19 protein-coding genes are annotated in these 23,063 nt (G+C 66.2%); 12 read left to right on the top strand and 7 right to left on the bottom strand.

Features of this window, described 5'->3' with window-relative positions; genetic code table 11:
• Nucleotide 1: 1 nt before the first annotated feature.
• The gene (locus QNO10_RS06330) at nucleotides 2–2,026 is read right to left on the bottom strand and encodes a M3 family metallopeptidase (RefSeq protein ID WP_229948613.1); all 2,025 of its coding nucleotides are present in this window, start codon (nucleotides 2,024–2,026) and stop codon (nucleotides 2–4) included.
• Nucleotides 2,027–2,144: 118 nt separating this feature from the next.
• On the opposite strand from QNO10_RS06330, the gene QNO10_RS06335 reads away from it, so the two are divergent.
• A complete protein-coding gene (locus QNO10_RS06335; RefSeq protein ID WP_331460331.1) occupies nucleotides 2,145–3,461 on the top strand; it encodes a CapA family protein in 1,317 nt (438 codons plus the stop codon).
• A 470-nt stretch (nucleotides 3,462–3,931) separates the two neighbouring features.
• Here QNO10_RS06335 and QNO10_RS06340 read toward each other — a convergent pair whose 3' ends face one another.
• Complete coding sequence (locus QNO10_RS06340) at nucleotides 3,932–4,531, bottom strand: class I SAM-dependent methyltransferase (protein WP_229948611.1); 600 nt, start codon at nucleotides 4,529–4,531, stop codon at nucleotides 3,932–3,934.
• Nucleotides 4,532–4,889: 358 nt separating this feature from the next.
• On the opposite strand from QNO10_RS06340, the gene QNO10_RS06345 reads away from it, so the two are divergent.
• Nucleotides 4,890–5,996, top strand: coding sequence for a type I phosphomannose isomerase catalytic subunit (locus QNO10_RS06345; protein ID WP_229948609.1), 1,107 nt, complete (start codon nucleotides 4,890–4,892; stop codon nucleotides 5,994–5,996).
• A 36-nt stretch (nucleotides 5,997–6,032) separates the two neighbouring features.
• Here the strand turns inward: QNO10_RS06345 and QNO10_RS06350 are convergent, their stop codons facing one another.
• Both QNO10_RS06350 and QNO10_RS06355 read right to left on the bottom strand, forming a co-directional pair.
• Entirely contained in the window at nucleotides 6,033–6,779 is a 747-nt protein-coding gene (locus QNO10_RS06350) for a type 1 glutamine amidotransferase (protein ID WP_229948607.1), read from the bottom strand.
• Entirely contained in the window at nucleotides 6,776–8,047 is a 1,272-nt protein-coding gene (locus QNO10_RS06355) for a Mur ligase family protein (RefSeq protein ID WP_229948605.1), read from the bottom strand. Before QNO10_RS06355 ends, QNO10_RS06350 begins: the two co-directional genes overlap by 4 nt.
• Nucleotides 8,048–8,324: 277 nt before the next feature.
• On the opposite strand from QNO10_RS06355, the gene QNO10_RS06360 reads away from it, so the two are divergent.
• The 8 genes from QNO10_RS06360 to QNO10_RS06395 all read left to right on the top strand — a co-directional run bounded on the left by QNO10_RS06360 (nucleotide 8,325) and on the right by QNO10_RS06395 (nucleotide 17,479).
• Nucleotides 8,325–9,083 carry a YebC/PmpR family DNA-binding transcriptional regulator gene (locus tag QNO10_RS06360; RefSeq protein WP_227921280.1) on the top strand — a complete coding sequence of 253 codons (759 nt, stop codon included), beginning with the start codon at nucleotides 8,325–8,327 and terminating at the stop codon, nucleotides 9,081–9,083.
• 11 nt (nucleotides 9,084–9,094) lie between these two features.
• Entirely contained in the window at nucleotides 9,095–9,691 is a 597-nt protein-coding gene (gene ruvC / locus QNO10_RS06365) for a crossover junction endodeoxyribonuclease RuvC (RefSeq protein ID WP_229948604.1), read from the top strand.
• 77 nt (nucleotides 9,692–9,768) lie between these two features.
• Nucleotides 9,769–10,395, top strand: a complete 627-nt coding sequence (gene ruvA / locus QNO10_RS06370) for a Holliday junction branch migration protein RuvA (protein ID WP_229948602.1) — start codon at nucleotides 9,769–9,771, stop codon at nucleotides 10,393–10,395.
• Between the two features lies 1 nt (nucleotide 10,396).
• The gene (ruvB, locus tag QNO10_RS06375) at nucleotides 10,397–11,473 is read left to right on the top strand and encodes a Holliday junction branch migration DNA helicase RuvB (protein ID WP_229948600.1); all 1,077 of its coding nucleotides are present in this window, start codon (nucleotides 10,397–10,399) and stop codon (nucleotides 11,471–11,473) included.
• Nucleotides 11,474–11,593: 120 nt separating this feature from the next.
• Nucleotides 11,594–12,031, top strand: a complete 438-nt coding sequence (locus QNO10_RS06380; RefSeq protein ID WP_229948598.1) for a preprotein translocase subunit YajC — start codon at nucleotides 11,594–11,596, stop codon at nucleotides 12,029–12,031.
• 93 nt (nucleotides 12,032–12,124) lie between these two features.
• The gene (gene secD / locus QNO10_RS06385; RefSeq protein ID WP_229948595.1) at nucleotides 12,125–13,846 is read left to right on the top strand and encodes a protein translocase subunit SecD; all 1,722 of its coding nucleotides are present in this window, start codon (nucleotides 12,125–12,127) and stop codon (nucleotides 13,844–13,846) included.
• On the top strand, nucleotides 13,846–14,862 hold the full coding sequence (gene secF / locus QNO10_RS06390) for a protein translocase subunit SecF (RefSeq protein ID WP_229948594.1): 1,017 nt from the start codon (nucleotides 13,846–13,848) through the stop codon (nucleotides 14,860–14,862). Before secD ends, secF begins: the two co-directional genes overlap by 1 nt.
• 175 nt (nucleotides 14,863–15,037) lie before the next feature.
• Complete coding sequence (locus tag QNO10_RS06395) at nucleotides 15,038–17,479, top strand: RelA/SpoT family protein (protein ID WP_442860251.1); 2,442 nt, start codon at nucleotides 15,038–15,040, stop codon at nucleotides 17,477–17,479.
• Between the two features lie 12 nt (nucleotides 17,480–17,491).
• Here the strand turns inward: QNO10_RS06395 and QNO10_RS06400 are convergent, their stop codons facing one another.
• The 3 genes from QNO10_RS06400 to QNO10_RS06410 form a co-directional block, all read right to left on the bottom strand.
• Nucleotides 17,492–18,103 (bottom strand): hypothetical protein, encoded by a 612-nt coding sequence (locus QNO10_RS06400; protein ID WP_229948591.1) that lies wholly within the window; start codon nucleotides 18,101–18,103, stop codon nucleotides 17,492–17,494.
• A 94-nt stretch (nucleotides 18,104–18,197) separates the two neighbouring features.
• Entirely contained in the window at nucleotides 18,198–19,616 is a 1,419-nt protein-coding gene (locus QNO10_RS06405; RefSeq protein ID WP_229948589.1) for a DUF349 domain-containing protein, read from the bottom strand.
• Between the two features lie 53 nt (nucleotides 19,617–19,669).
• The gene (locus tag QNO10_RS06410; protein ID WP_229948587.1) at nucleotides 19,670–20,437 is read right to left on the bottom strand and encodes a peptidylprolyl isomerase; all 768 of its coding nucleotides are present in this window, start codon (nucleotides 20,435–20,437) and stop codon (nucleotides 19,670–19,672) included.
• A 182-nt stretch (nucleotides 20,438–20,619) separates the two neighbouring features.
• Here QNO10_RS06410 and hisS point away from each other — a divergent pair, with 182 nt between their 5' ends.
• Nucleotides 20,620–21,975, top strand: coding sequence for a histidine--tRNA ligase (gene hisS / locus QNO10_RS06415; protein WP_229948585.1), 1,356 nt, complete (start codon nucleotides 20,620–20,622; stop codon nucleotides 21,973–21,975).
• Nucleotides 21,976–22,051: 76 nt separating this feature from the next.
• Nucleotides 22,052–23,062: an adenosine deaminase gene (locus tag QNO10_RS06420; protein WP_229948583.1), complete on the top strand. Its 1,011-nt coding sequence runs from the start codon at nucleotides 22,052–22,054 to the stop codon at nucleotides 23,060–23,062.
• Nucleotide 23,063: the final 1 nt, after the last annotated feature.

Below are 23,063 nucleotides of genomic sequence, written 5' to 3' on the forward strand. Positions count from 1 at the left end.
CCTAGGCCAGGCCGCGCCGGTCCAGCAGCGGCTGGATCTGCGCATCGCGTCCGCGGAAGTTCCGGAATGCCTGCAGCGGGTCGATGCTGTTGCCGCGGGAGAGCAGTTCCGTCCGGAAACGGTCGCCGTTCTCCCGGGTCAGGCCGCCGTTTTCCCGGAACCACTCGACCGTGTCGGCGTCGAGCACTTCGCTCCAGATGTAGGCGTAGTACGCCGCAGCGTAGCCGCCGGCAAAGATGTGCTTGAAGTAGCCGGTCCGGTAACGCGGCGGCACCAGGTCCAGGTCGACGCCGGCCGCTGCCAGGGCCGCGGCCTCGAAGGCTTCCGGATCCTCCACCGTCTCGCCGGGTGCCAGTTCGTGCCAGGCCAGATCCAGCAGGGCGGCACCGAGGTATTCGGTGGTGGCGAAGCCTTCGCCCCAGACGGCTGCAGCATTCACCTTGTCGATGACCTCCTGCGGCAGCGGCTCACCGGTGACGTGGTGCTTCGCGAAGTTCGTCACCACCTCGGGCCAGAGCATCCACATCTCGTTGACCTGTGACGGGTATTCAACGAAGTCGCGGGGGACGGCGGTGCCGGAGAACCGGGGATAGGTGACGTCCGAGAACAGGCCGTGCAGCGCGTGGCCGAATTCGTGGAACGCGGTGACCACCTCGTCGAAGGTCAGCAGGGTGGGCTCACCCGCCGGGGGCTTGGTGATGTTCAGGTTGTTCACGACCACGGGCGGGTCGTCCAGCAGCCGGGACTGGTGGACCAGGGAGTTCATCCAGGCGCCGCCGTTCTTGGTGTCCCGGGTGTAATAGTCGCCCAGGAACAGGCCAAGCCCGGTGCCGTCGTCGTTCTTGACTTCCCAGACCCGGACATCGGGGTGGTAGCCCGGCAGGTCCGTCCGTTCGGTGAAGGTCAGCCCGTACAGCCGGTTGGCGGCGTAGAAGACACCGTCACTGAGGACGCGCTCCAGCTCGAAGTAGGGGCGTAGGGCGGCGGTGTCGACGTCGAACTTTTCCCGCCGCACCTGTTCCGAGTAGTACGCCCAGTCCCAGGCTGCCAGCTCGTGTCCGTCCTTCCGGGCCGCTTCGCGCAGCTCTCCGGCCTCCGCCTTCGCGTTGCGGACGGCTGCCGGGGCGAGCTTGTCCAGCATCGCGTGGATGGCATCCAGGGACGGGGCGGTCTGGTCATCGGTGCCGTACTCGGCATGGTTGGCGAAACCGAGAAGTGCGGCCTTCTCTGCACGCAGCGTGGCCAGTTCAGCCGCGAGGGTAAGTGTGTTCGCGTCGTTGTTCCGGAAACCGCGGTTGCGGGCGGCTTCGTGCAGCCGACGGCGGCTCTCCCGGTGAGTGAGTGACGCGAGAGCGGGCTGCGGGGTGGGCAGAACCAGGGACAGCAGGTACTTGCCGTCGTGCCCGGCCTCCTTCGCAGCGGTCGCTGCGGCAGCGATGTCGTCGTCGGACAAGCCGTCCAGTTCGGCGGCATCGTCGACCAGCAGGGCCGAATCGTTGGTGTCCTTCAGCAGCCGCTGGGAAAACTCGGTGCCCAGTTCCGACAGGCGCGCGTTCAGTTCGCGCATCCGGGCCTGCCCGGCGTCGTCCAACTGGGCGCCGGCCCGGATGAACTGGCGGCGGTACTCGGAGACGAGGCGGGCCTGCTCATCGTCCAGGCCCTCTGCCTCTGCCGCGACGGCTTCCACCCGGTCAAAGAGCTGCCGGTTGAGGTACACCGCGTCCTCATGGGCAGCGAGCCGGGGACTGACCTCCTGCTGGATCCGCTGCACACCCTCGGTTGCGTGCGCGGCGCAGAGGGTGAAGAAGGCGACGGCGGTACGTCCCAGCGCCTGGCCCGAGCGTTCCAGCGCCGCAATGGTGTTGTCGAAATCGGGGGCGTCCGGGTTGGCCGCAATCCGCTCAATCTCCGCGGCGTGCCCGGAAATTCCGGAGTCAAAGGCCGGCAGGAAAACGTCTTCGTTGATCTGCTCGAACGGGGGTAGCTGGTACGGCAGGCTGCTCGGGGAAAGGAAAGGATTGTCCATAAAGCCCAACAGTGGCACAGCGCGGCGTCCCGGACCAACATGACGCTGCCGTAGGATCGCACCGATTCCCCGTTGCCCGCAGTCGGCAGGCCTGGGGGCGAGATGCGCGGGGGAGTTCATGAAACGCAACCTTGATGTCCGCAGTGGGGTGAGGGTTCCGGCACAGGTCCGGGTGCCGGGACGGAGCCGCCTGCCGGGACTGATCCGTCTGCCGGGACTGGGGGCGGTGCTGGTGCTGGCCTTGATGCTTGGCGGCTGCATGGCGGAGGAGGGCGCGGGGCCGGAGGGCCGCCGAAATCCCGGTGGGCCGTCGTCGTCGGGGTCGGCACCTGCCGCGCCGCCGTCGTCGTCCGCGGACGCCGTCAGCGCCGGCAAAGGCCCGGACTGCCCCACGGAGAACTGCTTTTCCCTGATGCTTGCCGGCGACCTGCTGATCCATCCGCAGCTGTGGGATCAGGCGGCGGCGGATGCGGCGTCCACCGGCAAGGGGCCGCTGGACTTCGAACCTCTCCTGGCCGGGCAGCGTACCTACATTTCCGCAGCGGATCTGGCGGTGTGCCATATGGAAACCCCGGTGGCTGAGCCGGACGGACCGTATGCGGGGTATCCCATGTTCAACGTGCCGCCGCAGATCCTCACGGCGGCGGACGCAGTGGGTTACTCCGGCTGCACCACCGCCAGCAACCACACCATTGACGCCGGAACCCAGGGGCTGAACCGGACGCTGGGCGTGCTGGATTCCCTCGGCCTGGCGCACACCGGCTCATACGCCGCCGAGGACGGCGCCGGTGCACCCATGGTCCTGTCAGCCCCGGCCGGGGACGTTGCCGTGATCGAGGCGACCTACGGATTGAATGGGCTGGAGGCGGAATACCCCTGGCAAGTGGACCTGCTCGATGCTCCGGCGATGATCACAAAGGCGAAGGCAGCCCGTGCGGCGGGGGCCGACGTCGTGGTTGCTGCAATCCATGCCGGTGATGAATACGCCTCGGCGCCCAATGCCCAGCAGATGGAAACGGCCCATGCGCTGGCGGACAGCGGGGAGTTCGACTTCATTTACGGCCACCATACGCACTCGGTCCTGCCGATCGAGCACTACAACGGCACGTGGATTGTCTACGGGCTCGGCAATGCCGTGACGGAGCTGTCGCCCTGGTACGACGTCAACAATGAAGGCCTCATCGTGCGCGCCCAGTTCGCCCGCGACGATGCCGGGAAGTGGTCCGTCAGCGACCTCGCCTGGGCGCCGTCGGTCGTTGTCCGCGACCCGTACCGGTGGTGTTCCGTCGCCGGCGACCTGCCGCAGGGGGAGTGTGCGCCGGTCCCGCAGCAGGAGGCTGTGCGGGCGCGGACCATCCCCGTGGTGGAGTCTTTGGGAGCGGCCGATGCCGGGGCGCATGAGTGGCTGGTGACTCAGGAGGACGGCGGGCCGTAGGGGGGCGGTGCCTGGGTGTGGGTTCCTGGAGGCCTCGTCCCGCCATCCGTTCCCACCACCAGCCGTCCCTTCCTTCCTCCACAGGGCAGGGCAGGCGGGCAGTAGCGCTTTGCGGAGCGGCTTAGGCGCGTAAGGCGACATGATGAGCGAGGAAAACTGCTGCCCTTAACGTCACCCGTTTGTCAGCTTGGCGGAGAGCTTTAATACCCTCCATGGAATTCGCGTGCCCCGTGTTCCCTGTGCGGTGAAGCACCTCTTCAGCCCATGCAAGTGCGGGCTCAGGAGGCTGAGCGCTCGTGGGAAGCGGACCGCCGAATATGGCCTGCAGTCTCACGCGGGGATCCACCCTGTCTCCAAATATGACCGCGGCCCATGTGCTTTGCATCGTTTTCCTCCTCGCCCTCAAACTACGGGCCCCGCCTGTCGTGCGCCTCCGTCTGAAGACGGAGAATTGCCCGCAGGCTGATCCTTTACAGGACGACGGCGGCGATAGCCGCGTGCGGCCGGCGGCCCGGGTCCTGTCGCGTTTGGACGTCAAGCACATCAAAACCTGCTCCGAGGAGCATCTGTCGCATCTGGTCAATCGACCAGTAATAGGCGGTCGTCACCGCGTGTGCAAAAGGCTCGGCAGCGGAGCCCTCGAAGAATCCTAAAAGCAGGTGTCCGCCCCGGGCCAAAGCGCGGGCGATTTCCGAGAACACCGCAGGAAGCTCGTCGGGATGAACGTGAATCAAGGAGTACCAGGCCAGAACCCCGTGTAATGAGCCATCCGGCACACCGAGAGCACGGAACGAGGCGACGCGAAACGGCACATCCGGGAAACGTGCCCGCGCGCTGTCGATAAACTCCGGCACGAGGTCCATGCCCTGGACGTCCACTCCGCGGCGGTGCAATAGATCCGTCCAATGACCGGGACCGCACCCGACGTCGAGCACGGCGCCCCCGATACGGTCCGCCCACTGTTCAATGCGAAGTCTGTCTACTTCGTTCATGTCCTCGACGGAGCCCAGGAGGCCCGTGTACTCCGCGGCGCGTGCCTGGTACGCGGTCCGGACAAGTTCATCAGCCATGCGCACGAGACTACTTGGTGGGAAGCTCGAGTGGATTGCCACCTCAGGAGCTCCCCTCACCCGCAAACGCTGTTGCTGGTCTCACCGCCGCCGTGATCGCTGCCGCTGCAGCCATCTGCTGGTTCCATTTCCCGGCCTGCCCGCTGCGCAAAGCACTGGCCCCGCCCGCCGGACCGTCCGTCCGTTCGCCTACGCGCTGACGGTTCGACGGGCAAAAATCACGCTGCCCTGCCGCCGCGGCCGGCGCCCACCCGGCGGCAGGATTGCCTATGATTAAAGGACCGGTTGTGTAGCTGCAGGGCACTCCGGTCCCTAATAGCTTCGCTGTTGTTCCCACCTGGTGATGTAAATGACCCTAGTGCGTCATGATTCTGCCCTCCCAAAGTCCGTAGCACCCGCCCGCCGGCCGGCGTCGCTGTCCGCCCGCGGCCTGCTTATTGACTGGGATCCCGCGACCTACCGGCAAACGCTCGAGCGGTTTGCCGGGGACCGGCAGATCGCCGTCCCCCATCGGGAAGCCGAAACCGGCTCCCCGTTCCCCTTCCGCCTCATGGTCCTGGACGCCGAGGTTCCGCCGCCCATCATGCTGCACCCGCATTGGGAGCAGGCGTTGGCGGGTTTTGTCCGGGAACAGGCACGGGGCCTTCCACTGGGTGCCGGAAACCGCAACTACAAGGACCGCAATCCGAAATGTGAGGTTGCCGTAGCCCTCACGCCGCTGCGCGTGCTTGCCGGGGAACGGACCACGGAGGAACTCCAGGCCATCACTTCCGGGCTGGACCTGCCATGGCTGCGTTCCTACCTCCGCTTCCGCCATGAGACGGTCATCCACTCCGTACTGCGCATGACACCCGGCGAAACCGCAGCCGCACTGCGGGAAACGGCCGACGCGGTGGACCGGATCGGGGACGTTGAAGGACCGGCCGCTGAGGCAGTCGCCGTAGTACGCCGGCTGCGGCAGCTTTTCCCCAAGGACCGCGGCATCCTGCTGGCCATCTGCATGAACTTGATCCGGCTGGATCCCGGACAGGCAGCCGTGATCCCTCCCGGGTGCCTGCATACCTATCTGTCCGGCCAGGCGGTGGTGGTGATGGGCACCTCTGATAATGCGCTGCAGGCCGGCCTGACCAGGGAACATGTGGACCTCTGCGAACTGCAGCATCTGACGGGCGGCGGACAGCCTCAGCCGTCCCCCCTGCCCGTGCTTGACACCGGCCGCGGCGAGCAGCACATTCCGCTCTGGAGCGAGGATCTGGACCTGCGGCGGGTCGTCGTCGAGGACGATCCAAAGCCCGTCCGCGTGGGGCCGTTCAGCGTAGTGCTGGCCGCGCTGGAACCGGCCTGCATCACCGTGGATGAGGTCACGGCGGATATGGAGCCCGAAGCGAAGATCCTGTACGCCGGCGAGCCCGTGACGGCCACACTCACGGGACCATCCCAGGTCTTCGTGGCCTCAACGCTCTAGCTGCCCTCCAGGGTTCGCGTCCCTAGGCCCGCCGTCTTACCGCGGCCGCTGCCCGGCGTGCTGGCGTGCCAGTTCCGAGAGCTTCGACAGCTGGGCCAGGTCCTCTTCGGAACGGGGCACGGGGGAGAAGCTGCCGAACTTCCGGATGGCCGCCTTCTCGATCAGGAAGTCGGCAATAGCCGGGTTCTTCGGCAGGAGGGAACCGTGCAGGTAGCTCGCCACGACATTCTTATAGCGGGCACCCTCGGTGCTGTCCTTGGTGTTATTGCCTTCACCCTTGCGGATCTCCGCCAGCGGTTCCACACCCGGGCCGAGGAAGGTCTGGCCGCTGTGGTTCTCGTAGCCGTGGATCTCGCCGAACTCCTTGCTGAGGGACAGCACGTTGCCGATCAGCCGCACGTCGCCGCCATGGGTCTCCATATCCAGGATGCCGATGCCCGGAATGAGGTCGCCCTCATGCGTCTTGAAGAACCGTCCGAACAACTGGTAGAGACCGCAGATCACCAGCATCGGCAGGCCGTCGTCGGCGAGCCGCTGCAGCGTCGGGGCGAGCTGCTGCAGGTCCTGCTGGATTACCACCTGCCCGCTGTCCTGGCCGCCGCCGCCAACAATGATGTCGACGTCAGCCGGGAACTCGTCGCCGGCGTTGTATTCCTCGACAACAGGGGAGTAGCCGTACCACTTCAGGCGCTGCTTGAGCACCAGCACGTTGCCCCAGTCGCCGTAGATGTTCATTTCCCGCGGGTACAGCTGCAGGATCTTGATTGTGCGGTCCTCGGTCATGAGACCACCTCTACCTTCGTGATCTTGGAGAGCTCCCGGCGCACGGCCAGCATGGCCGTGTACGTGCAGAAGATCCGCATGGGAACCCCGGGGGAGTCCTTGATGAATCGCTTGAGCCCGTCCGTGATGTCCGGTTCGATCGTGCGCACCGGTACGTCGTCGTAGTTCAGGCGCAGTGCCATGTCATAGGCCCGCACGCCGCTGACGACGTCGACGCCGCCCTCGGCCAGGGACTCGAAGTCCACGTCCCAGAGCCAGGACATGTCCCGGCCGTCGGCGTAGTTGTCATTGATCGCGATCATGGTCGAATAGCCGTGCGCGGCAAAGGACTTCAGTCCCAGGCGGAAGCCGCTGGGGTTCTTTACCAGCACCAGTTCCAGCGGCTGGCCGTTGACGGTCAGGGACTCCCCGCGGCCGAACGCAGGCTCCACATTGGCCAGCGCCTCGAACAGTGCGTCGGAGTCGAGGTCGCTGCCCTTGATCGTCCGGGCAAACGCCAGGGCGGCAGCGGCATTGAAAATGTTGTAGACGCCGCGCAGCTTCAGCCCGGAGGTGCGGACCTGTCCGTCGATGAGGAAATCCGCTTCCGTTTCGCCCACGCGTTCAAGAACGACGTCGGCCTCCTGGGTGGCGGCCAGCGCCTCGGCAAGGCTGCCGCGCATCTCGTCGTCGTTGGGGAAGGTGCTGCGCAGCGACGCGTCGAGCCCGAAGTACACGGCACGCTGGCCGTTGAGGGACTCGGCGATGCCCGCGACGCGGGGGTCTTCGCGGTTCAGGACCACAGTCTCGGTGGTGGCCCGGGCAATGGACTCCAGCAGGCGGGTCGTTTTGTCGATTTCGCCGAACCGGTCCAGCTGGTCACGCAGTACATTCAGCAGCAGGCTGTACCGCGGCTGGATCAGCTTCACGAAGTGCACGGCGTGGGCCTCGTCCAGTTCCAGGACCGCGATATCGGCGTCCAGGTGCCCGCGCAGGCTCACTTCGCCCAGCAGTGCCGCCGCGACGCCGCGGGTGAAGTTGCTGCCCGTGCGGTTGGTGAAAACCTTCAGCCCCTGGCTTTCGAGGAGCTCCACCACCATCTTGGTAGTGGTGGTCTTGCCGTTGGTGCCGGAGACGACGGCGACGCCGAGCGGCAGGTCTGCAAGGGTGCGGCGAATGAAATCGGGATCGATTTTCTCCACCACCAGGCCCGGCAGGGCGGAGCCGCCGCCACGCAGTTTAGAGGCACTGCGGACCAGTTTTCCGACCAGGATGGAGAAAGAACTCATGGTTACTGAATATAGCGCACACCCCTGTTCCGGCAGTGGTTCCAACGCGTGAGGCTGCACGCATCCGGGCCGTTCCACGCCGGTTCAGTCCCCGTGATCGTGCCTGGAATCGGAGATCGGACGCGTTTCCGGCCCGGGAAACGGAATCGGTCGCTAGAATTGTGGCAGTGCGTTCGGGACGCTTAGCCTGTCTCCCTGTTCGGCCCGGGTTCCCGGAGGCCTGGACGGGCGGCCGGCAGCCGGACTTTTTTTATCGATCAGAGGAGAAGCGTAGAGCATGTCGGGCCACTCTAAATGGGCAACCACCAAGCACAAGAAGGCCGTAATTGATGCCAAGCGCGCCAAGTCCTTCGCCAAGCTGATCAAGAACATCGAAGTCGCGGCACGCGCCGGCGGAGCTGACATGGCAGGCAACCCTGCCCTTGAACTGGCCGTGTCCAAGGCCAAGAAGACGTCGGTGCCGATCGACAACATCAACCGCGCCGTCAAGCGCGGCGCCGGCCTGCTCGGCGAGGCCGTCGACTACCAGACCATCATGTACGAAGGCTACGGACCCCAGGGATCCGCTCTGCTGATCGAGTGCCTCACGGACAACAAGAACCGTGCGGCCTCCGAGGTCCGCCTCGCCGTGACCCGCAACGGCGGCAACATGGGTGATCCCGGTTCGGTGGCCTACATGTTCACCCGCAAGGGCGTCGTGAACCTGCCCAAGAACGGCCTCACCGAGGATGACCTGCTGATGGCCGTGCTCGACGCCGGTGCGGACGAAGTGAAGGAATCCGGCGAGAACTTCGAAATCATCTCGGAGCCGCAGGACCTGCGTGCCGTCGTCGGCGCCCTCGAGGAAGCCAGCATCGAGTACGAAACCGATGAAGCCGAATTCGTACCGTCCATGCACGTGGAACTGGACGCCGATGCCGCCCGCAAGTTCCTGAAGCTCGTGGACGCCCTCGAAGACCTCGACGACGTACAGAACGTCTACTCCAACGCTGATATCCCGGCCGCCGTGATGGCCGAGCTTGAAGAAGACGACTAAGCGCCGCCTCCGTGTCCTTACGCGTCCTGGGGGTGGACCCCGGCCTGACCCGGTGCGGCCTTGGTGTAGTCGAGGTTGAGGGAAACCGCCGGGCCACCCTCGTGGCCGTCGGAGTCGTCGGCACTGTGGCCGGAACCGCGCTGGATGCGCGGCTGCTGGTCATCTCCGAAGCCATCGACCTGTGGCTGGACACGCACCGGCCGGATGTCCTGGCCGTGGAACGCGTGTTCAGCCAGCTCAATGTCAGTACCGTCATGGGCACCGCCCAGGCCTCCGGCGTCGTTATTGCCGCTGCTGCCCGGCGCGGCATCCCGGTTGCCCTGCACACGCCCACCGAGGTCAAGGCAGCGGTCACCGGCTCCGGCTCGGCCAACAAGGACGCCGTCGGCAAGATGGTGACCAAGATCCTGCGGCTGGACGAAATGCCCAAGCCGGCCGACGCCGCCGACGCGCTGGCCCTGGCCATCACGCATGCCTGGCGACGCGGCGTGGCCGGTCCCGGACCGACGGCCGGCTCCGCATCGCGGGGTGCGGCACCCAGGACCGGCCTGACGCCGGCCCAGCGGCTGTGGGCGGAAGCCGAAGCCCGGGCAAAACGCGGAAGCTAGCGGGCATCAGGGGAATGCGGACACCAGCAAGTAGGGTATTCGTAGATATGTTCTATACAGCCTCTGGGAGTTCCTTCATGATCAGTTCCCTCCGCGGGGTCGTTTCGCACGTGGGCCTCACTTCCGCCGTCATCGATGTCCACGGACTCGGGATGCTCGTTCAGGCGACCCCCCAGACGCTGGCGGCGCTGCGGACCGGAAGCGAAGCCTTCGTGCACACCGCCATGATCGTCCGCGAGGACTCCATGACGTTGTACGGATTCACCGACGCCGATCAGCGCGAAGTCTTCGAGATCCTCCTCGGAGTCAGCGGCGTGGGACCGCGCATTGCCCTGGCCGTGCTGGCTGTCCACACGCCCGAAGCCATCCGTGTGGCAGCGTCCAGCGGCGACGATAAGGCCTTCAGCAAGGTCTCCGGCATCGGCCCCAAGGGCGCGCGCCGCATTGTCCTGGAACTGGCGGACAAACTCGTGCCGCACGGAACAGTGGAAAACCCGGCAGCGCCGCGTTGGCAGGAACAGGTCCTGGCCGCAATGACCGGCCTCGGCTGGTCCGAAAAGGACGCCACAGCGGCCATCGAAGACACGGCCGCAGAGCATCCCGATATCGCTGCCGCCGGCAACGTGGGGGAGATCCTCAAGCTCACCCTGCGGCGCCTGGGTACCGACGGCGCGCGGACCTCCCCGCGCCGGAAGGTCGGCTGAGATGTCCACAGCAGACTCCCTGGTCGCCTCCGGACCCGATCCCGACGACAAAGCCATCGAAGCCGCGCTGCGGCCGAAGAACCTGGACGACTTCGTGGGACAGAAACGCGTCCGCGAACAGCTTTCGCTGGTGCTCGAAGCGTCGAGGCTGCGCGGCCGCAGCGCGGACCACGTGCTGCTCTCCGGCCCTCCCGGCCTGGGAAAAACCACCCTGTCCATGATCATCGCCGCGGAAATGAACGCACCGCTGCGGATCAGCTCCGGCCCGGCCATCCAGCATGCCGGCGACCTTGCGGCCATCCTGTCCTCCCTGACCGAGGGCGAGGTGCTGTTCCTGGATGAAATCCACCGCATGTCGCGGCCGGCCGAGGAAATGCTCTACATGGCCATGGAGGATTTCCGCGTCGACATCATCGTCGGCAAGGGCGCCGGTGCCACCGCCATACCCCTGGAGCTGCCGCCGTTCACCCTCGTGGGTGCCACCACCCGCGCCGGTCTCCTCCCCGGGCCGCTGCGTGACCGCTTCGGCTTCACCGGCCACCTGGAGTTTTATTCGACGGACGAACTCGAACTGGTGCTGCGCCGCTCGGCCATGCTGATGGACATGAAGGTCAACTCCGCGGGCTTCGCCGAGGTCGCCGGACGCTCCCGCGGCACCCCCCGAATTGCCAACCGGCTGCTGCGCCGCGTCCGCGACTGGGCGCTGGTCCACGGCATCGAGCAGATCGATGCCCGCGCGGCCGGGGCCGCCCTGGATATGTACGAAGTGGACGTCCTCGGACTGGACCGGCTGGACCGGGCCGTCCTCACGGCGCTGATCACCAAGTTCAACGGCGGACCTGTAGGACTGTCCACGCTGGCGATAGCCGTCGGAGAGGAACCGGAGACGGTGGAGACGGTGGCTGAACCCTATCTCGTCCGCGAAGGGCTGCTCGGCCGGACCCCGCGGGGCCGGATCGCCACCCGCGCCGCCTGGGAACACCTGGGACTCCGGATGCCGGAGAGCGTCGCGGCGGCGATGCCGGAGAACATGTTTTCCGGCCCCGGGACAAACACCGCATCCACCCCGGTGGACTAGGCCCAACCGAAACTTAACCACCGCCGTCTGCGTTTCCCTTTAGACTGGCCCTAGTGCACGGTCCCGGCATCACGCCCGGACCCGCCTGACCCTTCCCCGACAGAAACAGGAACCATCCACGTGAATCCCGCTGATCTCTTTATCCCTCTGCTGCTGGCAGTCTTCGTCATCATGATGTTCCGCAAGCAGAAGAAGACGACGCAGTCGGTGGCCCAGCAGCGCGCCCAGATGCTTCCGGGTACCGAGGTCATGACCCAGTTCGGGCTTTTCGGCCGGATCGTGTCCGTGGACCAGGAAGAGAACAAGGCCGTGCTTGAGCTGTCCCCGGGCAACACCGCCACGGTGCACCTGCAGGCACTGACCAAGGTCGTCACCGTGCCCGCAGAAGAAAAAGACGAAGAAGAAGCAGCTCCTGTCGAAGGCGCCACAGTGGTCCCCGACGACGCTTCCTCCCTCACTCTCGGCAAGAACGACGACGCCGCCCGGGACAGCGCGCAGGACGAGACTCCTGAAGAAACACTCAAGCGCCTGAACCGCGACGACAAAAAAGAGAACTAGACTCTCCACGAGCTAAGCGGGGCATCGGTGCCCCGCTTACCCGCCGGACCGGCTGACGGTTCCGGTGATCCTCGCCCTTAAGGAAAATTCCCTATGCCCCGAACCGGCCCCGCCTCGGCCGCGAAAAAGACGCTCCTCTGGTTGGGCGTCATTTTTGCGGCCCTGGCCCTTTTGCTTGGCGGTGGTTCCATGTGGAGCAACGCCAGCTGGACCCCGAAACTCGCCCTCGACCTCGAGGGCGGCACCCAGATGATCCTGGCTCCCGAAGTGCAGGGTGGTGACTCCGAAATCACCACCGAGCAGCTCGAACAGGCTGTGGAAATCATCCGCCAGCGCGTGGATGGCAGCGGTGTCTCCGAAGCGGAGATCAGCACCCAGTCCAACCGGAACGTCGTGGTGTCCCTGCCCGGCGTCCCCGATCCCGAAACCCGCGAACTGATCCAGGCATCGGCGAACATGGAGTTCCGTCCGGTCCTGGCCGGCGGCGGGGGACAGGGTGCAGCGGTAACGGATCCCACCCCTGCCGAGCAGCTGCCCACACCGACCGCGGAACCCACTGATGCCTCAGATCAGAATTGGATAACACCTGAGCTGCAGACGCAGTTCGAAACCACGGACTGCCTGAACCCGGATACGGTCGCCAACGCGGAGCAGGCCCCGGCGGACCAGCCGATGGTCGCCTGTGAACCCGGCACCGCCGGTAAGTACATCCTGGGCCCGGTGGAAGTTCCCGGCGTGGACATTTCCACCGCCAGCTTCGGCATGGCACAGGGGAACAACGGCGTTTCCACCGGCCAGTGGGCCGTGAACATTGAATTCAATGGAACGGGCACTGATAAGTTCCGCGACGTCACTGAGCGTCTCTTCGCCTTCCCCGAAGGCGACCCGCGGAACCAGTTCGCCATTGTCCTGGACGGGCAGATCATTTCGGCTCCGACCGTCAACGCCGTGATTACCGACGGGAAGCCCCAGATCACCGGCAACTTCACGCAGGAAAGCGCCGAAGCGCTGTCCGAGCAGCTGAAGTACGGCGCACTGCCGATCAGCTTCGAGATCCAGAGCGAACAGCAGGTCTCGGCAACCCTCGGTTCGGACCAGCTCCGGATGGGCATCATCGCCGGCCTGATCGGCCTGGCCCTGGTGGCCGTCTACTCGCTGTTCCAGTACCGCGCACTGGGCCTGGTCACCATTGCTTCGCTCGTCGTCGCCGGTCTGCTGAGCTACCTGGCCATCGCCATCCTGGGCTGGAGCCACAACTACCGCCTCTCGCTGGCGGGCGTCGCCGGCCTGATCGTCGCCATCGGACAGACCGCGGACTCGTTCATCGTCTACTTCGAACGCATCCGCGATGAGCTCCGGGACGGACGCGGCCTGGTCTCCGCCGTGGACAACGGATGGAAGCGCGCCAAGCGCACCGTCCTGGCCTCCAAGGCCGTGAACATCCTCGCCGCCGTCGTGCTGTACTTCGTGGCGGTCGGCAACGTGCGCGGGTTCGCGTTTACCCTGGGCCTCACCGCCATCGCCGACCTCATCGTGGTCTTTATGTTCACGCACCCCACCATGGTGCTGCTGGCCCGTACCCGGTTCTTCGGCGAGGGGCACCGGTTCTCCGGCCTCGACCCGCGCCGTCTGGGTTCGGTGCCGCTTTACCGCGGTGCCGGCCGCCTCCGCGACCCTGCCGAATCACCGGCTGCGCGCGGCAAGAACAAGGGTGCAGCGAAGGAAGCCGAACGGCGGATGACCATCGCCGAACGCAGGCTTGCCGAAAAATCCATGGCCGGCTCCGGCCGCAGCTCTGAAAAGGACGGCGAGTAATGAGTAAGCTTCCCAGTTTCGCCGCATTCGGCAATGACCTGTACAGCGGAAAGCGGTCCTACAACTTCGTGGGCAAGGCCAAGCTGTGGTTCCTGATCGCAGCAGCCGCCGTGCTGCTGTCCATCCTCATTCCAGTAGCCAAGGGCGGTTTTAACCTCGGCATCGAGTTCCGCGGCGGCTCCGAGTTCACTGTCTCTAACGTGGCCAATACCGATGTCAGCGGCGGCGAGAAGGCAGTGACCGGGATTGCCGGCACCGCCGACCCGCGGGTGACCAATATTGCCCCCGGCACGATGCGGGTGCAGACCGAGAAACTGAGTGACGACGAGACCATCGAGGTCAAGGAGTCGCTCGCAGAGACCTACGGCGTCAGCCAGGACGAGGTCACGTCCACGTTCATCGGCCCCACGTGGGGAAGCGACGTGAGCCGGCAGGCCCTGGTTGGGCTCGTCGTCTTCGTGGCACTGGCCGCGGTGCTGATGGCCCTCTACTTCCGGACCTGGAAAATGTCGGTGGCCGCCGTCGTCGGACTGCTGGTGGTCATGGTGGTTACCGCAGGCGTCTACGCACTGAGCGGTTTCGAAGTGACGCCGTCGGCAATCATCGGTTTCCTTACCGTGCTCAGCTACTCGCTCTACGACACGGTGGTCGTCTTCGACAAGGTCCGGGAAAACACGAAGGACCTGGACAAGCGGACGCGGCGGACGTTCGCGGAGGAAGTGAACCTGGCCGTGAACCAGACCCTGGTCCGGTCCATCAATACCTCCGTGGTGGCCGTCCTTCCGGTGGCCTCCATCCTGTTCATCGGAGCCCTGCTGCTGGGCGCCGGCACCCTGAAGGACCTGTCCCTGGCCCTGTTCGTGGGCATCATCCTGGGCACCGTCGCGACCATCTACATCGCCGCGCCGATGTACGCCTGGCTGCGCCGCAACGAACCGGACATCCGTAAGCAGGCCAAGCGGGTGGCCGAACGCCGGGCAATGGAAGCCAAGAGCCCGGCGGTGGCTGAAGCTTAGCCTCAGCCCCGCCGTGACCCGCCGGTTCCGTATTCCTTGGGAAAGGAGTGCGGAACCGGCGGTTTAAGTGCGGTGCGGGCAGGCTTAGACTGGTTGACGGGAGCCGCACCGCGCAGCAGCCGGCAATACAACGTTTTGAGCACCTGCTTTGAAAAGCATGGAAGAAAGGTCGTCAGTGGCCAACAGTGCAACGCCCGCCGATGAGGCTGGAAACAACGGGACCACGGGGATCCAGCCGGGGACCGAGAGCACCGCAGCCAGTGAAGCTGCGGCGCGGGATGCTGCCGCGGGTAAGTCCGACGCACTGCTGCCGGTGCCCGGCCCGGCCAAGACTCCCGCGCAGGTGAAGGTAGGAAGCGGAGCGGGACGTGCGGCGTCGACCGGCCGCCGCGCCTCCACACGCGCCCGGCTCGCCCGGCTGGCCGGCCGGGGCAACCCGGAGTACTCGCCGATGCTCGAGCCGCTGCTGCGCACGGTACGGGTGAACAACCCCAAGGAAGACCTGGACCTGATCCAGCGCGCCTACGTGGTGGCCGAACGCAGCCACGAGGGGCAGAAGCGCAAGAGCGGCGACCCGTACATTACGCATCCGGTTGCTGTGGCGACCATCCTGGCGGAGCTGGGCATGACGGGCACCACCCTGGCGGCGGCGCTGCTGCACGACACGGTGGAGGACACCAGCTACACCCTCGACGAGCTGCGACGGGATTTCGGTCCCGAAGTGGCCATGCTGGTTGACGGCGTCACGAAACTGGACAAGGTCACCTTCGGTGACGCCGCGCAGTCGGAAACCGTGCGCAAAATGGTCGTGGCGATGGCCAAGGACATCCGCGTGCTGGTGATCAAGCTCGCGGACCGGCTGCACAACGCGCGTACCTGGCGTTTCGTCTCGCCGGAATCGTCGGCCAAAAAGGCCCGCGAGACCCTGGAGATCTTCGCCCCGCTGGCCCACCGCCTGGGCATGAACACCATCAAGTGGGAACTGGAGGATCTTTCCTTCGCCGCGCTGCACCCCAAGGTCTACGACGAAATTGTCCGGATGGTCGGGGACCGGACGCCGGAGCGGGAGAAATACCTGGGCACCGTGCGTTCCCAGATCGCCGACGACCTGCACGCCGTCAAGATCAAGGCCACCATCACCGGCCGGCCCAAACACTATTACTCGATCTACCAGAAGATGATCGTGCGGGGCAAAGACTTCGACGACATCCATGACCTGATGGGCGTCCGCGTGCTCGTGGACTCCGTCCGGGACTGCTACGCCACCCTCGGCGCCCTGCATTCGCGGTGGAACCCCCTGCCCGGGCGGTTCAAGGACTACATCGCCATGCCCAAGTTCAACATGTACCAGTCACTGCATACCACGGTGATTGGTCCGGGCGGCAAGCCGGTGGAAATCCAGATCCGCACACACGACATGCACCGGCGGGCCGAATACGGTGTGGCGGCACACTGGAAGTACAAAGACGGCAGCAAGGGACCCGAAGCCCCCGATGACATGGGGTGGCTGCGCAGCCTCGTGGACTGGCAGCAGGAAACCTCCGACCCGGACGAGTTCCTGGACTCCCTGCGGTTCGAGATCAACGCGCGCGAAGTGTTTGTCTTCACCCCCAAGGGCGAGGTCATGGCCCTGCCTGCCGGTTCGACGCCGGTGGACTTCGCCTACGCCGTCCACACGGAGGTGGGGCACCGGACCATCGGTGCGCGCGTCAACGGAAAGCTGGTGCCGCTCAACAGCGAGCTGCAGCACGGCGACTGGGTGGAGATCTTCACGTCCAAGGCCGAAGGCGCCGGGCCCAGCCAGGACTGGCAGGGCTTCGTCAAGAGTCCGCGTGCCCGGAACAAGATCCGCCAGTGGTTCACCAAGGAACGCCGCGAAGAGGCGATCGAAAAGGGCAAGGACCTGCTGACCCGCGGCATGCGCAAGCAGAACCTGCCCCTGCAGCGCCTGATGACGCATGACGCGCTGGTCGCAGTGGCCGAGGAACTGCACCACCAGGACATTTCCGGCCTGTACGCGGCGGTCGGTGACGGCCATACCTCCGCGCAGAACGTCATCGAGCACCTCGTGAACCTGATGGGTGGACACCAGGGGGCCGAGGAGGACCTGGCCGAAACTCCGGTGGCCACGGCCGCCCGGCGGCCCAAGTTCACCGACTCCGGTGTCACGGTGCGCGGCACCGGCGACGTGTGGGTCAAGCTGGCCCGCTGCTGCACGCCCGTCCCACCGGATCCCATCATCGGGTTTGTGACGCGCGGCTCGGGGGTTTCCGTACACCGCAGCGACTGCCGCAATGTGCAGGAGCTGCGGGCCACGCCGGACCGTATTGTTCCCGTGGAATGGGCGCCCACCCAGTCCAGCGTGTTCCTGGTCGAAATCCAGGTGGAGGCACTGGACCGCAAGAGCCTGCTCTCGGACGTGACCCGGGTCCTCTCCGAGAACCACGTCAACATCCTCTCGGCCAGCGTGAACACCTCCAGCGACCGTGTGGCCATGTCGAAATTCGTTTTCGAGATGGGGGACCCGAAGTATCTGAGCCACATCCTCAGTGCCGTCCGGAAGATCGACGGCGTGTTCGACGTGTACCGGACCACCGGGTCCCAGCGCCGCAGCTAGCCGTCCGGGTCGTTACGGTGCAGCGGCAGCGGCTACGCGGTCCAGCGCGGCGGCCTTGCCCGGCACCCGGTGTCCTGCGGCCAGGGCGCGGAGCACGAGGTCCAGCCGGCAGCCCAGGTCCGGATGCGCCGCGAGGCGCCGCAGGGTAGGCACCGCGTCGGAGCTGCCGGTGTGCAGCGCGACGTCGACGGCGGTCCGCAGCGGCGACGTGACGGACACTGTGCCTACCTCCACCCGGTCGGCGGGCCCGAGCAGCACCTCGTGGAGGACTGCGGTGCTGAAGGGCGGCAGGGCACCGGTGCGGCTGCGGCGGTCCGCCAGCACATCGAGCCGTGCCGGACGCGGTGCGCACCCGAAGATCCAGGCTGCGGTCATCCTGCCGAAGGTGAGCCGGCGGCGAAGCTGCCGGGGGAGTTCCGCTGATGCTGCGAGGGCACGGACCACCGGGTCCGGCCGGACATCCCACCGCACGAATGTTCCCGCATAGACGTGGCGCAGCAGCCCGTCCATCGTCATTGCCTGGAGTTCCTCATGCCGGAAGACCCCGCCGGCCGTGAACAGCGCGCCGCCGGTGGACGTGACCTGGGGGAGGGCGCCGGGAGAGGGAAACAGCTGCACGGGCATGGGCACCAGCATGTGGAGTCCGGCGGCAAAGCGAAAGCCCCGGCCCGCCCGCTGTGGAAAACGGGGGACCGGGGCTTTGCCGTGGAGTCAGGGCCTAGGCGAAGTCCTGCGCCGACTTCTGCAGCATGGCCAGCCACTGCTGACGGGCTTCGAGGGCGTCGCGGGCATCCGCGATCTTTTTCGCGTTGCCGGCCTTCTCGGCGTCGGCCAGGTCCTGCTCGAGGGAGGCGATGGTCGCTTCCAGCTGGGACAGGGCCGAGTTGGTGCGGGCCTTGGTTTCCGGGTTGCTGCGCTGCCAGTGCTCGTCCTCGGCGGCCTTCACGGCTTCCTCGACCTTGCGGATGCCTGCCTCCATGCGGCCCATGTCCGCCCGCGGCACCTTCCCGGCGTCTTCCCAGCGTTCCCGGATGGACTGCAGCGCCTTGCGGGCGGCAGCCAGGTCCGTGACCGGCAGCAGGGCCTGGGCTTCGCGGAGCAGCTCTTCCTTCACGACCAGGTTCGCAGCGAATTCCTCGTCAATAACCTCGTTGGCCGCCTGGCGGGCGGCGAAGAACTTGTCCTGGGCTGCACGGAAGCGGGCCCACAGGGCGTCGTCATCCTTGCGGCTGGCCCGCTTGGAAGCCTTCCACTCATCCATGAGCTGCCGGTATTCCGCGGCGGTGTTGCCCCAGTCGGTGGAGGTGGCCAGTTCCTCGGCGCGGGCGATCAGGGCTTCCTTGGCGGCCTTCGCGGACGTGTTTTCGTTGTCCAGCTGCGAGAAGTAGGCACGGCGGTGGCGGTCGAAGACCGTACGGGCCGAGCGGAACCGCTTCCAGAGGCTGTCCTCTGTACCGCGGCCCAGACGTGGGCCGTTCTTCTGCGCCGTCTTCCAGGCATCGAACAGCTCGTTCATCCGGTTGCTGCTGGTTTTCCACTGGATGGTGGCCGGGTCCTTGGCGGCGATTTCCTCCGCCTCGGAAACGATGGCCTCGCGGGCGGCGAGTTCACGGGCCTTGGCGGCCTCGGTTTCGGCCCGCTCGGCGGCTTCGGCTTCCTTGAGCGAGGCTTCGAGCGACGCGATGCGGGCGTCGAGCGCCTTGATGTCGCCCACCATCTTGCGGTCGGCCACCTGCTCGGCCAGATGCTTCAGGGTCTTGTGGATGTCTGCGGCGGGGGCCTTGAGCTGCATCCGCTGTTCCAGGAGCAGGAGCTGGCTGGCGACGTCGTCGTACTTCCGAACGAAGTAGGCCAGGGCTTCTTCCTTGGAGGCATCGGGGAGCTGGCCGACGGCGGTTTCCTCGCCCTCAACGATCAGGAAGACGTGGCCGTCCTCCTCCACACGTGCAAAGCGGGCGGCCTCTTCCAACGGGGTGGAGTGGGCTGCCGGAACGGCAACCACCGGCTTTGCCGCGGCACCTACCGCTGCGGGGGAGGGCCGGCGCGCCGCGAGGGCTGCGGGGCTCGGAGTGGCAGGACTGGACGTTTCCGTGGACGCCTGGTCTGCTGTTTCGTCGGATTTCTGACTGTCTGTCACCGCTAAAAGTCTTTCACTCGATGGATGGCAGTTTGCGAAGCCCGCGCCGCCGTTTAGTTCAGGGTGAACGAGCTGATCGTCACCGGGTCGTTCGGAGAGCCGTCGGTCTTCCCGGAGTCAATGCCCTGGGAAGCAATGGCTTCCAGTACGTCAAGACCTGACGTTACCTTACCCATTATCGTGTAGCCGCCGGTTTCCTGCGTTATCGTCGAATCCTTGTAAACGATGAAGAACTGTGTGCCGTGGCTCATGACGTCTTCGCCGCGGGCCACGGCAATCGTGCCCGCCGGGTAGAAGCCGTCGGCCGGCGTATTCTCCACCGGTCCCCACTGGAAGTCGGGGTCCGCCTGGCCGTCTCCGGTCTCTGACCCGCACTGCAGCACAGACATGGATTCAGTGGCGGTCATCCGGTGGCAGGACTTGCCGGCAAAGTAGCCCTCGTCCGCCAGCGTCTTGAAGACAGCCGCGGCCTGCGGTGCGGCGTTTCCGTCCAGTTCCACACCGATCTCGCCCTGCCCCAGGGACAAGGATCCGGTGAACGTCTTCCCTTCGGCGAGCGACGGATCCGGCACCTCCCGTACGTCCGCGACGGCGGCCTGTTCCCGCAGCAGCGCCAGCTCCTCGGCAGAGGGGTTGGAACCGAACCAGCTCACCTGCAGGGCAACGGCAAGGGCCAGGACGGCGGCGGCTGCGGAGGCGGCGAAAACGTTGTCACGCTTCCGGCGGGCGGTGCGGGCGGCGGCAAACGCCCGGCGGGCTTCCATCCGGGCCACGCGGCGCTTGTCCTCGCGGCTGGTGCGGCTGGTGCGGTGTGCGGCCACCGGTGCCTCCTGTGTTGGGTCGGGACTGGTCGGTCGGAACGGGGCACCCGCGCGCCTGAAACGGGGGCTGCGTTCAAGTTCGCTAAAATGAGTGCCGCACATAGTTTATGCACGCCCCGCGTGCACTTTGGCCGGGCGGGTATTGCCTGTGCCTTTTCCGCCCACCTAAGGAGTCTGCCACCATGGCACGCAAGGCCTCACTGTCCGGTTTCCCCGAATGGCTACCGCAGGAGCGCCTGGTTGAACTCCATGTCCTGGACGTCCTGCGCCGGACCTTCGAGCTGCACGGCTTCTCCAACATTGAAACCCGTGCCGTGGAGACGGTGGGCCAGCTGCTGCGCAAGGGCGAGATCGACAAAGAGGTCTATGCGCTCAGCCGCCTGCAGGCGGAGGAAGGCGAGGCATCCGGCAAGGAAGATCCCAACCAGCTCGCCCTGCACTTTGACCTGACCGTGCCGTTTGCCCGCTACGTGGTGGAGAACGCCGGCCACCTCTCCTTCCCGTTCCGCCGCTACCAGATCCAGAAGGTCTGGCGCGGCGAGCGTCCCCAGGAGGGCCGCGCCCGCGAGTTCACCCAGGCGGATATCGATGTGGTGGGCGACGGCGACCTGCCTTTCCGGTACGACGTCGAGCTGGCGCTGGTGATTGCCGAAGCCCTCGGCGCCCTGCCGATCCCGGACTTCAAGATCCGGGTCAACAACCGCAAGCTGGCCGAAGGCTTCTACCGCGGCATCGGCCTGGACGACACCGCCGGGGTGCTGCGCAGCATCGACAAGCTGGAGAAGATCGGCGCGCAGCGCGTGGCTGAACTCCTGCAGGAGGAACTCGGTGCCACCCCGGAGCAGGCGGAAGCCGCCCTGAAACTGGCCTCCATCCGTACGGAGGACACCTCGTTCGTGGAGCAGGTGCGGGCCCTGGGTGTGTCCAACGACCTGCTCGAGGAAGGCCTGGACGAACTGTTCCAGGTCATCAGCGAAGCCTCCCGCCGCGCACCGGGCCGGGTCCTGGCGGACCTCAGCATTGCCCGCGGACTGGATTACTACACCGGGACCGTCTACGAAACGGTCCTGGTGGGCCACGAAGCGCTCGGCTCCATCTGCTCCGGCGGCCGCTACGATTCCCTGGCCAGCAAGGGCAGCCGCACCTTCCCCGGCGTCGGACTCTCCATCGGCGTCACACGGCTGGTGATGCGTATCCTCAGCCAGGAATTCGCGCAGGCTTCACGCAGCGTACCCACCACCGTGCTCCTGACGCTGGCCACGGACGACTCCTGGTCCGAGGCCCAGGACACCGCAGCCCAGCTGCGCAGCCGCGGCATCTCCGTGGAAGTGGCACCCAAGGCGGAGAAGTTCGGCAAGCAGATTAAGTTTGCCGACCGGCGGGGCATCCCGTTCGTCTGGTTCACCGCCGAAGACGGCAGCCACGAAGTCAAGGACATCCGGACCGGTGACCAGGTGCCGGCCGATCCCGCGCTCTGGACTCCGCCGGCCGAGGACCTCACCGTGCAGGTGACCCCGGTGCAGGTGCCGTCCGCCTAGCGGAAGGCACCCGGGCCGCCGCCGCATTGCTGGCAGGCGATGGCGGTCCACGGCGCAGGAACCCTAGGCTTGAACCATGGCCGCCAACCTGCTTCCCACTCCGCCCTGCTCCGAGCTCCACCTGCACATCGAGGGAACGCTTGAGCCGGAGCTGATCTTCGAACTCGCCGCGCGTAACGGCATCGACCTGCCCTATCCGGGGCTGGAGGACCTCCGCGACCGTTACCGGTTCAAGGACCTGCAGTCCTTCCTGGACCTCTATTACTCCAACATGGATGTGCTGCGTACCGAGGCGGACTTCACCGACATGACCCGGGCCTACCTGCGCCGGGCAGCAGCGGGCGGCGTACGGCATGTGGAAATGATGATGGACCCGCAGGCGCACCTGGTCCGCGGAGTTCCGCTGGAGGTCTCGGTCGGCGGCGTCTGGGCGGCCTTGTCCCGCAGTGAGGAAGAGTTCGGCATCTCCACGGAGCTGATTGCCGCGTTCCTGCGCGACCACCCCGTGGCCGACGCGCTGGAGGTGCTGGACGAACTGCTGGCCATGGATGCCCCCATCATCGGAATCGGCCTGGACTCCGCGGAAGTGGGGAACCCGCCGTCGTCGTTCATCGAACTGTACCGGCGTGCCCGGGAGGCAGGGCTGAGGACCGTAGCCCACGCGGGTGAAGAGGGCCCGTCCACCTACATCGAACAGGCGCTGGACCTGCTTCAGGCGGACCGCATCGACCACGGGATCCGCTGCCTGGACGATCCCGAACTGGTGAAGCGGCTGGTCCGTGGGAGGGTGCCGCTGACCGTCTGCCCGCTGTCCAACGTGCGGCTGCAGGCGGTGGCGCGCCTGGCCGATCATCCCTTGCCGCGGATGCTCGAGTACGGCCTGAACATTTCCGTGAACTCGGATGACCCGGCGTACTTTGACGGTTATGTGGACGAGAATTTCCGTGCCGTGCAGGAAACGTTCGGATTCAGCCGTACGCAGCTCGCCCTGCTGGCCGCCAACTCGATCAACGCTTCGTTCGCGTCGGCCGGACGCCGTGCCGAGCTGCTGGAGGAAGTCCATGCGTGGGAGGCAGCCGGCGCCTAGG

Origin of the sequence: Arthrobacter sp. zg-Y919 (assembly GCF_030142045.1) — a bacterium.
In the GTDB taxonomy this organism is placed as follows: domain Bacteria; phylum Actinomycetota; class Actinomycetes; order Actinomycetales; family Micrococcaceae; genus Arthrobacter_B.

Bases quoted from the DNA above. Each gene is read 5' to 3' on its own strand.
- secD (WP_229948595.1), top strand. From the start codon at position 12,125: ATGCCCCGAACCGGCCCCGCCTCGGCCGCGAAAAAGACGCTCCTCTGG.
- QNO10_RS06340 (WP_229948611.1), bottom strand. From the start codon at position 4,531: ATGGCTGATGAACTTGTCCGGACCGCGTACCAGGCACGCGCCGCGGAG.
- QNO10_RS06355 (WP_229948605.1), bottom strand. From the start codon at position 8,047: ATGAGTTCTTTCTCCATCCTGGTCGGAAAACTGGTCCGCAGTGCCTCT.
- QNO10_RS06335 (WP_331460331.1), top strand. From the start codon at position 2,145: ATGAAACGCAACCTTGATGTCCGCAGTGGGGTGAGGGTTCCGGCACAG.
- QNO10_RS06350 (WP_229948607.1), bottom strand. From the start codon at position 6,779: ATGACCGAGGACCGCACAATCAAGATCCTGCAGCTGTACCCGCGGGAA.
- hisS (WP_229948585.1), top strand. From the start codon at position 20,620: ATGGCACGCAAGGCCTCACTGTCCGGTTTCCCCGAATGGCTACCGCAG.
- QNO10_RS06360 (WP_227921280.1), top strand. From the start codon at position 8,325: ATGTCGGGCCACTCTAAATGGGCAACCACCAAGCACAAGAAGGCCGTA.
- QNO10_RS06330 (WP_229948613.1), bottom strand. From the start codon at position 2,026: ATGGACAATCCTTTCCTTTCCCCGAGCAGCCTGCCGTACCAGCTACCC.
- ruvA (WP_229948602.1), top strand. From the start codon at position 9,769: ATGATCAGTTCCCTCCGCGGGGTCGTTTCGCACGTGGGCCTCACTTCC.
- secF (WP_229948594.1), top strand. From the start codon at position 13,846: ATGAGTAAGCTTCCCAGTTTCGCCGCATTCGGCAATGACCTGTACAGC.
- QNO10_RS06400 (WP_229948591.1), bottom strand. From the start codon at position 18,103: ATGCCCGTGCAGCTGTTTCCCTCTCCCGGCGCCCTCCCCCAGGTCACG.
- QNO10_RS06420 (WP_229948583.1), top strand. From the start codon at position 22,052: ATGGCCGCCAACCTGCTTCCCACTCCGCCCTGCTCCGAGCTCCACCTG.
- ruvB (WP_229948600.1), top strand. From the start codon at position 10,397: ATGTCCACAGCAGACTCCCTGGTCGCCTCCGGACCCGATCCCGACGAC.